Genomic DNA, 12,922 nt, shown 5'->3' on the forward strand with positions numbered 1-12,922 from the left:
AAATAATCAACGGTGGGCAAAGTCTACGTGAAGCCGTCTGAGGTCAGCTTGAGATAGCGCAATTTTTGGTGTGACTATGAAAAAATGTTAACCCTGTAACAGTCGTATGAGTAAGGATCCGTTATAGAGCGCATCTTTGACCAGCGCCGCGCCAGCCATCGTTCCGCGGTTGGAGAACTGAGTACTTTCAACGGTAATATGCCGGCTATAGGCTGGGAGAGATTGTTGCCGAATACAGCTGGAAATTGCCGGAAAAAGAATTTCTGCCGCCAGATTGAACGGCGAGCCAATCAGAATTTTCTGCGGATTAAACAGATTGACCATGATCGCCAGAATCCGCCCAACGTGATTACCCACGCCGCTGATGATGTCCCGGGCTAACAAATCGCCCAGCAGCGCCGCCTGACAAAGCCACTCCACGCTCAGCGGACGCTGGTGCAGCAGCGAGCTCATCGACTGCGCCATGCGCATCTGCGCCAGCTCCAGCACGCTTTCTACGCTGGCAATTGTCTCCAGGCAACCATGGTTGCCGCAGTAACAGCGTTTGCCGTAGGGATCGACCTGGGTATGGCCAATCTCCACCAGGCTGCTGCTGCCGGCGTGCAGCAGGCGCCCATCGGTGATCACCCCGGCGCCGACGTTATGATCGATGACCACCTGAATGACGTCCCGGGCGCCGCGCGAGGCGCCAAACAAAGATTCCGCCATAGTCCAGGCGCTGATGTCATGCTGAATATAGACTGGCACCCCGGTATGATTGGCCAGCGCTTCGCCGAGCGGGACATCTTTAACATCCTCATAAAACGGCATGCGATGAATAATGCCATTTTCGGTATCGATAATACCGGGCATCGTCATGGCGATGGAGGTAAGGCGTTCCAGCTTCTTTTGATGGCGAATAAAGAAGCGATCAATATGGTCGATAACGCGCGTCAGAAACGGCGTGCTGTCGGTGAGCGCCAGCTCCAGCTGATCCTCCACCACCAGCTGACTGCTTAAATCACGCAGCGAAAGATGGATCTCACCGCGGCTGATGCGCACCGCCAGATAGTGCCATGCCTCGGTCTCCACCATCAGCCCCACCGCCGGGCGGCCGCGGCTGCCGGGCTCCTGGATCTCGGTCTCCTGAACCAGATGCGCTTCCAGCATTTCGCGGACGATTTTGGTGATGCTGGCCGGCGCCAGTTGCGCAAATCGGGAAAGGTCGATACGCGATACCGGGCCGAGCTGATCAATCAGGCGATACACGGCGCCCGCATTGGTCTGCTTTATTTGATCGATATGGCCTGGTTGACTATCCGCTACCACCATTGACTCCCTTATTTTCGCGCTTCGAAATAAACTTTCGGCTATGGTGAAGCACTTCGACGGTGAACGTCAAATTTTTACTTAGCCTTGTGATTTACCGCACATTTCCAGCCCCTTTTCGCCTCAATTATGCTCGCTTTTCCAGGAGAGCAGCGCCTCACGAAAGCGTTTTGCCAGTGCCCCTTGCTCATGGTGTTTAGACCACACCAGCCACATCTCCGATACCGCATCCTGTTCGTCGATCGGCAGCCAGCGCATTTCACTGAGCTGGACGCGCTGAAAGGAGGCCGGGAGGATCGATACCCCCAGGCCGGCGGCCACCAGACCAATAATCGTCATTGCCTCCCCCACCTCCTGGGCAATCTTCGGCGTGTGGCCGTAGCGGCGCAGCAAGCCGAGGATGTCGTCATACAGGCCAGTGCCGACGTGCGGGTCGAAAAAGACGAAGGGCTCGCGCGCCAGCGCCGCCAGGCTGACCGAGCGCTGGCGGGCCAGCGGGTGATTCGCCGGGACCATCGCCAACAGCGGCTCGCGCAGAACCCGCTCCCACGCCAGGGTGTCCGGCAGTTGAGTATTGCGCAGCAGCCCCAAATCCAGAGCCCCTTCGCTCAGGGGCACTATCTGTTCGCGGGTGTTAGTCTCGCGGGTGAGAATATGCACATCCGGAAGGCGTTGGCGAAACATCGATAGCGTATCGGAGACGGCCTTAATAAAAGGGGCCGAGGAGGTAAAGCCGATGCGCAGCTCACCCGTTTCGCCATGGTGTAGACGGGCGGCGCGAGCAGCCGCCTCATCCACCTGGGCGAGGATTTGTCGGCTATCGGCGAGAAACTGCTTTCCGGCCGCCGTCAGGCTGACGCTGCGGTTGGTACGGGCAAACAGGCGAGCGCCGGTCTGCTGCTCAAGGATCTGAATCTGCTGGCTTAGCGGTGGTTGAGAGATGTTCAGTCGCGCCGCGGCGCGGCCAAAATGTAGCTCCTCAGCGACGGCGACAAAGTAGCGCAAATGACGCAACTCGATATTCATATTTAAAACGTCTTATTTGAGATTATTAATATATTAGACAGAATATTTACATTTTCATACCCTAAAAATGTGAGCTGAATGGTCACAACACTCTGTTGGTAAGCAGCAACTTCTACGCAAGGAATTCTCTGTGAGTCGTACAACAACCGTTGACACCGTGCCGGCGGGCGAGGTCAGCGTCGCTGGTGCATCCCGCCCGGATCCGTTTATTAAGCGTGGCACCCCGCAGTTTATGCGCGTCACTCTCGCGCTGTTCTCCGCCGGTCTGGCCACCTTTGCCCTGCTCTACTGTGTGCAGCCGATCCTGCCGGTGCTGTCGAACGAGTTTGGGGTGTCGCCGGCCAGCAGCAGTATTTCGCTTTCAATTTCCACGGCGATGTTGGCGGTGGGCCTGCTGTTTACCGGCCCGCTGTCGGACGCAATAGGCCGCAAGCCGGTGATGGTCACCGCCCTGCTGCTGGCCGCCTGCTGTTCACTGTTGTCGACTATGATGACCAGCTGGCACGGCATCCTGATTATGCGCGCGCTCATCGGCCTGTCGCTGAGCGGCGTAGCGGCGGTCGGCATGACCTATCTGAGCGAGGAGATCCACCCCAGTTTCGTCGCCTTTTCGATGGGACTCTATATCAGCGGCAACTCCATCGGCGGCATGAGCGGCCGCTTGCTGACCGGGGTCTTTACCGATTTCTTCGGCTGGCGCGTGGCGCTGGCGGCGATCAGCGGCTTTGCGCTGGCCGCGGCGATTATGTTCTGGCGTATCCTGCCCGAGTCGCGCCATTTCCGCCCGACCTCGCTGCGACCGAAAACGCTGCTGATTAACTTCCGTCTGCACTGGCGCGACCGTGGCCTGCCACTGCTGTTCGTCGAAGGTTTTCTGCTGATGGGCGCTTTTGTCACCCTGTTTAACTATATTGGCTACCGGCTGATGATGTCGCCGTGGTCGTTAAGCCAGGCGGTGGTAGGCCTGCTGTCGGTAGCTTATCTCACCGGGACCTGGAGTTCACCGAAGGCAGGGGCCATGACCGTACGCTTTGGCCGCGGGCCGGTGATGCTTGGCTTTACAGCGGTGATGCTCTGCGGCCTGCTGCTGACGCTCTTTTCTTCCCTGTGGCTTATTTTCATCGGCATGCTGCTGTTTTCCGCTGGCTTCTTCGCCGCGCATTCCGTCGCCAGCAGCTGGATTGGCCCACGCGCCCGCCGCGCCCGCGGTCAGGCATCATCGCTGTATTTGTTCAGCTATTATTTGGGTTCAAGTCTTGCCGGGACGTTAGGCGGGGTATTCTGGCATCACTACGGCTGGAACGGCGTCGGTGGGTTTATCGCGCTGCTGCTCCTTGCCGCGCTGTTGACCGGCACCTGCTTACATCAGCGACTGAAATAGTCGCGTGTGACGTGGCCTGCGGGCCACGTTTCACCACATGCCCATTATGGAAGACAAGCCCATCAGCTCTCTGACGGCATCAACGGACAGCAGTGCAATAAACAGCCAGGTGAACGGATTCATAAACCACCCCCGAACCTCCAGACCTGTGTAATCGATCACAGTTTAGTACCGTTATGTTACCGTTTTCTGTCACACCGATCACAGAGGTGAGCTTATTCTCCCGCCATGTGTCTTTCCCTTCCCCTGTGCGCAACGCTCGACCCGCCGGGCGTATCAGGATAGTGTAGAGGCAAAGCGATAATCTCTTTATTCACCTGTCACGGACCGAACGCCACTATGACTGAAAATACGCCTTATCAGCAGCTTACCCGTACCTTTCAGCGCCTGTCGCGCTTTTCGCATCTCGCCGCCATCGCCGGCTGGGATATGTTCGCGATGATGCCCCCGGGCGGGAGCGTCGCCCGCAGCGAAGCGCTGGCCGAGCTCGGCGTGCTGCAGCATCAGATCCTGACCGATAAAAAAGTGGGACAATGGTTACAGGAGGCCCGCCAGCAGGATCTTAATGATGTTGAACAGGCCAACCTGCGGGAAATGCAGCGTCAGTACGATCAGGCGGCGCTGCTGCCGGAGAGCCTGGTGGAAGCAAAATCGCTGGCCGGCAGCCGCTGCGAACATGCCTGGCGCAGCCAGCGTCCCGCCAATGACTGGACGGGCTTTGCCGACAACCTACGCGAGGTGGTCAGACTGAGCCGTCAGGAAGCGCAGATCCGCGCCGATGCCAGGGGCGGCTCACGCTACGACGCGCTGCTGGATATTTTCGAACCGGATATGACCAGCGCGCGGCTGGACAGCCTGTTCGCCGATCTCAAATCGTGGCTACCTTCCCTGCTTAGCCAGGCGGTGGAGAAGCAGGCGAAGCAGACGCTAATCGCCCCGCAGGGGCCTTTCCCCATTGCTGAACAACGGGAGCTGGGCCTGCAGGCGATGCGTATCCTTGGCTTTGACTTCGACGGCGGGCGCCTCGACATCAGCGCCCACCCGTTCTGCGGCGGCGTACCCCAGGATGTGCGCATCACCACCCGCTACAACGAAAACGACCTGCTCAGCGCTCTGTTCGGCGTGATCCACGAAACCGGCCACGCCCGCTACGAGCAGAATCTGCCTCGCCCGTGGGTCGACCAGCCCGTAGGACTCGCCCGCTCCACCGCTATCCACGAGTCGCAGAGCCTGTTTTTTGAAATGCAGCTGGGACGCAGCGAGCGGTTTCTTAACCGCCTGTTACCGGCGGTGCGCGAGCGGTTTGGCGATCGGCCGGCCTTTAGCCAGGACAATTTTGTCGCCTGGAATCAGCAGGTGAAACCCGGCTTTATTCGCGTCGATGCCGATGAGGTGAGCTACCCGGCGCATGTCATCCTGCGTTATGAAATTGAACGTGCGCTGATCGACGGCGAGATTGAGGTAGATGATATCCCGTCGCTGTGGGACGAGAAAATGCAGCACTGGCTGGGGCTGTCGACCACCGGCAACTATCGGGATGGTTGCATGCAGGATATTCACTGGACCGACGGCGGATTCGGCTATTTCCCTTCCTATACCCTGGGCGCGATGTATGCCGCGCAGCTGATGGCCGCGGCCCGCCGCGCGCTGCCGACATTAGATCGCGATATTGAGGAAGGCGATTTCAGCGCCCTGTTCGACTGGCTGCGGCAGAATATCTGGCAGCATGGCAGCCGCTTCACCACCTCGCAGTTGATTCAGCAGGCCACCGGTGAGGATCTTAATAGCCGCTACTTCCGCGAGCACCTGACCACTCGCTACCTGTAATCATACGCGCCGGGCTACCCGGCGCGTCCTGTCGTTCCCGTCTTGTACATTCGGTTACACGCCGATACCAAACACTCACGGAAAGCTCGAAAAGACAAGCATATAGTGATTTCACCGGCCCCGCAGTGGGGTTGAAATTAAGAAAACTTTTCGAGGATATCAGAATGAAAAAAGTATTAGCTCTGGTCGTTGCCGCTGCTATGGGTCTCTCTTCCGCCGCTTTCGCTGCTGACGCAGTAAGCACCACTCAGGCACCGGCTGCCACCCACAGCACGGCTGCCAAGACCACCCATCACAAAAAACACCACAAAGCCGCGGCAAAACCGGCCGCAGAGCAGAAAGCTCAGGCTGCCAAAAAACACAAAAAAGCAGAAGCTAAACCAGCCGCTGCTCAGAAAGCCCAGGCCGCTAAAAAACACAAAAAAGTAGCAGCTAAACCAGCTGCTCCGCAGAAAGCTCAGGCGGCGAAAAAGCATCACAAAGCTGCGGCTAAACCGGCAGCCCAGAAAGCGCAGGCAGCGAAAAAACATCACAAAACCACTAAACACCAGGCCGCTAAACCGACTGCACAACCGGCAGCATAATTCCTCCCGGCGAACCAACCTTCTTAATAATCGGCGCTGTTTCAGCGCCGTTTTTTCTGGAGAGCACTATGCTGCGGCGCTATCGTTTTGAGCTCATCCTGATCCTGCTAATTATATGCGCAGTGGTTGCAACCCGTTTTTTCCTCTCTTAATTATTTATCCCGCGCTCGCATTTTGCTGCTTCTACCAGCTTTTCATTAAAATGAATACCGTGCGGCTATCGCTGACCCGCTCCCCGCTTCCCATTATCCTGTGACTCTCTGCGGCGCAAAAAAATGTCCGGCGCCAGAAGACGCCAGACATGTTAGTCGTAATATGTCGCACGCCTGGCCCTTGCCGGGTGGCGCGCCCATCACAATGCACGCACGGCTTCCATCACCAGATAGCCGGTCGCGCCCCAGATAGCGACTGAGACCAGGGAAACATAAACCAGTGCGCGAATACCTTTTTTAGACATAAGCCCTCCGAACGCAGGGGAAATAGAGTTCAGGCTATCATCGCCGGTACTACCTCTCTATTTACTCAACGGCAGGGCGACGGTAACAACGTTTTCGGTGAGAAAATGTTTCGCATTGAAAATAATTACGAGAGGCGTAAAGAAGTGCGAATTCCGGTGAAGATCTGGTGGGTAAAAGTATTATTTTTGGGCATTATGCTGACAAACCAGGAATAATCCCACGGATGAATTGCTGCATTATTAACCGAATTCAGTACGTTCTGATACATGAATTTTGTTGCGCAAGACGCCACTTTCTGCGGAAATAGCACAAGCAGAACACTGGTATTAACCGCTTGAAATCAGGAGGTTTTACCAGCGCCAGACCCCACCGCGCGCTGATGTGGTATACGGTTTGGCCTGTTTAGAATTATTGTTTACTTTCAAAAACTTAAATCTCCTGCTACTGTCAATAGACATCATAGCCTCCCCAGAGAGTGATATGCGTAGAGACGTTCTGTTATTACTGTGTTCATTTTATCTGTTACCTCTGGGCGCACATGCCGATGATAGCGGACTGAGCGCCAAAGATATTAAGACGTTGTTTTTCGGTCACGATGACCGCAAAGCGGTGAACCGCCCCGAGGAGAGTCCGTGGGACGCGATTGGCCAGTTGGAAACCGCCAGCGGCAATCTGTGTACGGCGACGCTCATCTCTCCGCATCTGGCGCTGACCGCGGGCCACTGTCTATTAACGCCCCCGCGCGGCAAGCCGGACAAAGCGGTCGCCCTGCGCTTTATTTCCCGCAAGGGCAACTGGGTCTATGAGATCCACGGCATTGACGGGCGAGTCGATCCCAGCTTAGGCAGACGCCTGAAAGCCGATGGCGACGGCTGGATTGTCCCTTCCGCTGCGGCGCCGTCCGATTTTGGCCTGATCGTGCTGCGCTATGCTCCGTCTGGCATTACGCCGATCCCGCTCTTTCCGGGCAGCAAGGCCGATCTCACCGCCGCGCTGAAGGCGGCGGACCGTAAAGTTACCCAGTCTGGCTATCCTGAAGATCATCTCGATAATCTTTACAGCCACCAGGATTGCATCGTGACAGGGTGGGCGCAAACCAGCGTACTGTCGCATCAGTGTGACACCCTGCCTGGCGACAGCGGCTCGCCGCTGCTGCTGAAAACGGAGGACGGCTGGCAGGTGATCGCCGTGCAGAGTTCGGCCCCCGGCCCGCAGGATCGCTGGCGGGCGGACAATCGCGCCATTGCGGTGACTGGCTTTCGCGATAAGCTGGAGGCGCTTGCCGGTGAGTAATGGACCGAGGCCGGTGAAGAATATCATTATTGACATCGTCCTGGCGGAAATGATTTTCCGCCAGCCGAAAGCAGTGAACCTGCGCAGCCCTCAGCGTCACCTGACACAATTACAGCGGGGCCAGGCGTGAAGGAAGTTTCCATTTGCCGCCTGGCTTTGCAGGCGGCGAGACGTCAGGCGAGTTTAATTAACACCATGCCGGCTACCAGCAGGATAACCCCCGCCCAGCCTTTGTTATTCAGACGCTGACCAAACAGCACCCAGCCGGCGGCGATGGTCGCCGCGATACCGAANNGAGAGATCGATCCCTTTAACCGCCTGCGACAGGGCGCTGAACGCGCCCAATACTGCCGCCAGGGACAGGAAGCCGTAGATCTTGCGGCGGAAGCCGTCGGAAAACTTCAAAAAGACGTTGGCAATAATTTCCAGCACAATGGCGATTGCCAGCCAGGCGGCGTGGATCCACTCAAACTGCTGCATGGGCCACCTCCTGCTTGGAAGACGCTTTTTTCTGGGTGCCGGACTTAATTAAGACGATCCCTATCACCAGGGTGGTCAAGCCGGCTATTTTCAGCAGGGACAGACTCTCATCAAACAGCAGCACGCTGAACAGGGTAATCAGTAAAATACCGATCCCTTCCCACAACGCATAGGCCACACCGAGGGCAATCTTTTTAACCGCAAAGGCAAGAAAAATATATGACAGGGCAATCATGGCCAGCATTAAAATAAAGCCGGTGTGCCCGCCGCTCACGCTTGCCCATTTCATAGACAAGGTGCCGGTAATTTCAGCAATAATTGCTAAAGCTAATAAAATCCAATAAAACATGATCCCTTCTCCTGCTTGAGAATATAATCCATTACCGTTTACGCGAGACGTAAACAGGAAAATTTCTGACGTAGATATCGCTGTGCGCTTGGCGCCAGCTCAGGCAGAAAGAAGGTGACTATAGCGCCGAATGCCAGTGCTGTTCGCCGGCAAAACGGGAAAAAGTGAGGGATACTGCGGGGTGATTTAAAATATACATCCTGAACTGATTGTCCATAAAATTACAATTATCCGCGGTGTTGCTTCTCGTCCGGTGCGGATGAAAATTGTCCTCAGTAGTTAAACACAGGTAGATTTGTAGCATAGTGCTACATTTAATTCAAAGACTTTGCAATTCTTTACGCCGCGGTTTTTCTTCAATGCGTTTGTTCTGCAAAAAAGCGTCATTATGCTAATGTAACGCAACCTGTTAATAGGCAAGGAAGTTTGAGGTCGGGATCCTATGGCTAAACCCATTATTACACTTAACGGATTAAAGATGGTCATCATGTTGGGCATGCTGGTGATCATCCTTACCGGCATTCGCTTTGCGGCGGACATAATCGTCCCGTTTATCCTGGCGCTTTTTCTGGCGGTGATCATCAATCCTCTGGTCCAGCTCCTGGTCCGCTGCCGGGTGCCGCGCGTGCTGGCGATCTCGCTACTGATTGGCCTGATTGTTATGTTAGCCATTGTGCTGCTGGCCTCGCTGGGGACCTCGCTCAACGAGCTGGCGCGCACCCTGCCGCAGTATCGCAACTATCTCTATGAGCCGATGCAAACCATCGCGCCCTGGCTGCAGCGTATGGGATTCACCGTTTCGGTGGTCGAGCTCAATAAGTACATCGACCCTAACGCCGTAATGACCCTGGTCACCAGCCTGCTCACTCAGCTGTCGAACGCCATGTCCTCCATTTTTCTGCTGCTGCTGACGGTGGTGTTTATGCTGCTGGAGGTGCCGCAGCTTCCCGCTAAGCTGCAGCAGTTAATGTCCAGACCAGTAGAAGGCATGGGCGCCATCCAGCGGGCCATCGACAGCGTATCGCATTATCTGGTGCTGAAAACTGCGATAAGCCTGATCACCGGCCTGGTGGTCTGGGGCATGCTGGTGCTGCTGGATGTGCGCTTCGCCTTTATGTGGGGGCTACTGGCCTTCGCGCTTAACTATATTCCCAATATCGGTTCCGTGCTGGCGGCCATTCCGCCGATCCTGCAGGTGCTGGTGTTCGGTGGTCTGTACGAGGCGCTGGTAGTGCTGGCCGGCTACCTGATCGTCAACCTGGTATTCGGCAATATTCTCGAACCTCGTATCATGGGGCGCGGGCTGGGCCTCTCGACGCTGGTGGTATTCCTGTCCTTAATCTTCTGGGGATGGTTGCTGGGTCCGGTTGGCATGCTGCTCTCGGTGCCGTTGACGATTATCGTCAAAATTGCCCTCGAGCAGACCAGCGGCGGGCAGAGTATCGCTTTCTTATTAAGCGATGTCAGTAAACAGTAGTCCTTCCGCAGGCCGGCGCTTCGCCGGCCTGCTCCCTGCCCTACACGCTCTCCGTAGACCACTACGCCTTATGTATTATTGATCCGCATCACAAACGTTGCGGCGGAATCGTTACTCTGATGCTAACGATCGGCCACCGCGCTTAATTGATGCTCATAGCCTCGCGTCGCACACTAATCTCCACCAGGACAAACAAAACGATTTGTCGAATCAGGAGGTTATTAATGAATGCCGAACAAACGACGGGGCGGGTCTGGAACCGTCGCCGAACGGAAAAACAGCGGCGGCTGGCCGAGGCGAACATGCCAGGTAAGGTCATCCCGACTGACCAGTTGGTCAGCGTACTGGAAAACCTGCTCGCCCCCGGCGACCGGGTTGTGCTGGAAGGCAACAACCAGAAACAGGCCGATTTCCTCTCGCGCATGCTGGCGGAAGTTAATCCGCAAAAAATCCACGACCTGCATATGATTATGCCCAGCGTCGGGCGCAGCGAGCATCTGGACCTGTTTGAAAAAGGTATTGCCCGCAAGCTGGATTTCTCTTTCTCCGGCACCCAGAGCCTGCGCATTTCGCAACTACTGGAAGATGGCCTGCTCGAAATCGGCGCCATCCATACCTATATCGAACTCTACTCGCGCCTGTACGTCGATCTGTCGCCAAACGTCGCGCTGATTGCCGGCTATAAAGCTGACCGCAAAGGCAACCTGTATACCGGACCGAGTACCGAAGATACCCCGGCGCTGGTGGAAGCCGCCGCCTTCCACGACGGCATTGTGATAGCCCAGGTCAACGAACTGGTGGACGACGAATGCGATCTGCCGCGCGTCGATATTCCCGGCTCGTGGATCGATTACGTGGTGGTTGCCGACAAGCCGTTCTTTATCGAACCGCTCTTCACCCGCGATCCGCGCCTGATTAAGCAAGAACACATACTGATGGCGATGATGGCGATCAAGGGCATCTATGCGGAACATCAGGTGCAGTCGCTTAACCACGGTATCGGCTTTAATACCGCCGCCATCGAGTTGCTGTTGCCGACCTATGGCGAGCAGCTCGGCCTGAAAGGCAAAATCTGTAAACACTGGACCCTGAATCCGCATCCAACCTTAATCCCGGCCATCGAGAGCGGCTGGGTGGAGAGCGTGCACTGCTTCGGCGGCGAACTGGGGATGGAAGAGTACATCCGTGCCCGCCCGGATATCTTCTTTACCGGCCCGGATGGCTCGATGCGCTCTAACCGCGCCTTCTGCCAGCTGGCGGGCCAGTACGCGGTAGATATGTTCATTGGTTCAACCCTGCAGGTGGATGGTCTGGCTAACTCCTCGACCGTCACCCGCGGCCGTCTTTCCGGCTTCGGCGGCGCGCCGAACATGGGCCACGACCCGCACGGTCGCCGCCACGCCACCCCGGCATGGCTCAATATGATCACCGAGCCGGACCCGATGCAACGCGGTAAAAAGCTGGTGGTGCAGATGGTCGAAACCTTCCAGGCCGGCGTGAAACCAACCTTCGTTGAGACGCTGGATGCAGTTGAGGTGGCGAAAACCTCCGGCATGCCGCTGGCGCCGGTAATGATTTATGGTGATGACGTCACCCACGTCCTGACCGAAGAGGGTATCGCCTACCTGTACCGTGCGGAGAGCCTTGAAGAGCGCCGGGCGATGGTCGCCGCGGTGGCCGGGATCACCGATATCGGCCTTGGTGTGGACGCCAAACGCGTCGCCGCGCTGCGTCAGAGCGGCAAAGTGGTCTACCCGGAAGATCTCGGGATTCGCCGCAGCGATGCCACCCGCTCCCTGCTGGCCGCCGGCAGCGTCGCCGAGCTGGTGGAGTGGTCCGACGGACTGTACAACCCACCGGCAAAATTCCGGAGCTGGTAATGAAAAATCTCTCCCCCCTGCACGCAGAAAGCCGCGTCAGCTGGCTGGCGCATACCGCCAGCGCCTGTCTGATTGACGAAGCCCGTCTGAGCCCGAAACCGGGTCTGGTGGATAGCCGCGGCAACGGCGCGCATCAGGACCTGAATCTGGCGCTGATGGAGCGCTCCGCCCGCAGCCTGCAGCCGACCTTTCACGCGCTGGCCGAGCAAAGCTGGCGTCGCCCTGCGGACATCGCGCTGCGCGAAACCGTCGGCCGCCTTGGCCGCGAAGGCGAAGCGCAGATGATGCTGGCGACGGGAGGGGTTAACACCCACCGCGGCGCTATCTGGGCGCTAGGCCTGCTGGTCAGCGCGGTGGCGATGTTGGGTGGAGAGGGTCAGTCACAGGCGATCGCCGCCGCCGCCGCCGCCCTCGCCCGCCTGCCCGACGGCTTCGCGCCGAAAAGCTTTAGTAAAGGGCTTCGCGCCAGCCGCCGCTGGCAGGTGCCAGGCGCCCGCGAGGAAGCGCAGTGTGGTTTCCCGCATATCACCCGCCTGGCGCTGCCGCAACTGCAGCAAAGCCGGGCGCGAGGCGCCAGTGAGCCGCAGGCGCAGCTTGATGCGCTGATGGCCATCATGACCTCGCTGAGCGATACCTGCGTGCTGTCGCGCGCCGGTATGGCCGGGCTGCAGGCCATGCAGCAAGGCGCTTGCGAGGTGCTGGCGGCTGGCGGTTGCGCCAGTTTCGCCGGGCGCGCTGCCCTGGCCCGCCTGGACGCAATCATGCTGGCGCAAAACGCCTCGCCGGGAGGCGCCGCCGATCTCCTTGCCGCCACCCTGTTTCTCGACAGAGTTGCCGGCTAACGCATTCAGAGGATGTT

At 57.5% G+C, this 12,922-nt stretch carries 12 protein-coding genes and 1 pseudogene; 8 read left to right on the forward strand and 5 right to left on the reverse strand.

The window, feature by feature from the left end:
• Positions 1-87 precede the first annotated feature (87 nt).
• Positions 88-1,308, reverse strand: coding sequence for a sugar metabolism global transcriptional regulator Mlc (gene mlc / locus KHQ28_RS14615; protein ID WP_032419482.1), 1,221 nt, complete (start codon positions 1,306-1,308; stop codon positions 88-90).
• A gap of 123 nt (positions 1,309-1,431) precedes the next feature.
• Positions 1,432-2,334 (reverse strand): LysR family transcriptional regulator, encoded by a 903-nt coding sequence (locus KHQ28_RS14620; RefSeq protein WP_032419009.1) that lies wholly within the window; start codon positions 2,332-2,334, stop codon positions 1,432-1,434.
• 130 nt (positions 2,335-2,464) lie between these two features.
• Here KHQ28_RS14620 and KHQ28_RS14625 point away from each other — a divergent pair, with 130 nt between their 5' ends.
• Positions 2,465-3,715 carry an MFS transporter gene (locus tag KHQ28_RS14625; protein ID WP_004176293.1) on the forward strand — a complete coding sequence of 417 codons (1,251 nt, stop codon included), beginning with the start codon at positions 2,465-2,467 and terminating at the stop codon, positions 3,713-3,715.
• A gap of 30 nt (positions 3,716-3,745) precedes the next feature.
• Here the strand turns inward: KHQ28_RS14625 and KHQ28_RS14630 are convergent, their stop codons facing one another.
• On the reverse strand, positions 3,746-3,838 hold the full coding sequence (locus KHQ28_RS14630) for a hypothetical protein (RefSeq protein ID WP_004206050.1): 93 nt from the start codon (positions 3,836-3,838) through the stop codon (positions 3,746-3,748).
• A 216-nt stretch (positions 3,839-4,054) separates the two neighbouring features.
• Between KHQ28_RS14630 and KHQ28_RS14635 the strand changes: the two genes are divergently transcribed.
• From KHQ28_RS14635 to KHQ28_RS14650, 4 genes are all read left to right on the forward strand, one after another.
• Positions 4,055-5,542, forward strand: coding sequence for a carboxypeptidase M32 (locus KHQ28_RS14635; protein WP_004176294.1), 1,488 nt, complete (start codon positions 4,055-4,057; stop codon positions 5,540-5,542).
• 164 nt (positions 5,543-5,706) lie between these two features.
• On the forward strand, positions 5,707-6,126 hold the full coding sequence (asr, locus tag KHQ28_RS14640) for an acid resistance repetitive basic protein Asr (protein ID WP_002903693.1): 420 nt from the start codon (positions 5,707-5,709) through the stop codon (positions 6,124-6,126).
• A gap of 938 nt (positions 6,127-7,064) precedes the next feature.
• Positions 7,065-7,877: a serine protease gene (locus KHQ28_RS14645; protein WP_002903687.1), complete on the forward strand. Its 813-nt coding sequence runs from the start codon at positions 7,065-7,067 to the stop codon at positions 7,875-7,877.
• 13 nt (positions 7,878-7,890) lie between these two features.
• Positions 7,891-8,007 carry a hypothetical protein gene (locus KHQ28_RS14650; RefSeq protein ID WP_002903685.1) on the forward strand — a complete coding sequence of 39 codons (117 nt, stop codon included), beginning with the start codon at positions 7,891-7,893 and terminating at the stop codon, positions 8,005-8,007.
• 43 nt (positions 8,008-8,050) lie between these two features.
• Here the strand turns inward: KHQ28_RS14650 and mdtI are convergent.
• Together mdtI and kpnE are read right to left on the reverse strand one after the other, a co-directional pair.
• Positions 8,051-8,357 (reverse strand): annotated as a pseudogene (gene mdtI, locus KHQ28_RS14655) (multidrug/spermidine efflux SMR transporter subunit MdtI).
• On the reverse strand, positions 8,344-8,706 hold the full coding sequence (gene kpnE / locus KHQ28_RS14660; RefSeq protein ID WP_002903681.1) for a multidrug efflux SMR transporter subunit KpnE: 363 nt from the start codon (positions 8,704-8,706) through the stop codon (positions 8,344-8,346). The pseudogene mdtI and the gene kpnE overlap by 14 nt, the downstream one beginning before the upstream one ends.
• 442 nt (positions 8,707-9,148) lie before the next feature.
• Between kpnE and KHQ28_RS14665 the strand changes: the two genes are divergently transcribed.
• From KHQ28_RS14665 to KHQ28_RS14675, 3 genes are all read left to right on the forward strand, one after another.
• Positions 9,149-10,183, forward strand: a complete 1,035-nt coding sequence (locus KHQ28_RS14665) for an AI-2E family transporter (RefSeq protein WP_002903679.1) — start codon at positions 9,149-9,151, stop codon at positions 10,181-10,183.
• Between the two features lie 224 nt (positions 10,184-10,407).
• Positions 10,408-12,063: a malonate decarboxylase subunit alpha gene (gene mdcA, locus KHQ28_RS14670; RefSeq protein ID WP_002903677.1), complete on the forward strand. Its 1,656-nt coding sequence runs from the start codon at positions 10,408-10,410 to the stop codon at positions 12,061-12,063.
• Positions 12,063-12,905 carry a triphosphoribosyl-dephospho-CoA synthase gene (locus KHQ28_RS14675; RefSeq protein WP_032419011.1) on the forward strand — a complete coding sequence of 281 codons (843 nt, stop codon included), beginning with the start codon at positions 12,063-12,065 and terminating at the stop codon, positions 12,903-12,905. Before mdcA ends, KHQ28_RS14675 begins: the two co-directional genes overlap by 1 nt.
• Positions 12,906-12,922: the final 17 nt, after the last annotated feature.

This window comes from Klebsiella sp. 28, assembly GCF_018223905.1.
GTDB classification, from domain to species: domain Bacteria; phylum Pseudomonadota; class Gammaproteobacteria; order Enterobacterales; family Enterobacteriaceae; genus Klebsiella; species Klebsiella pneumoniae.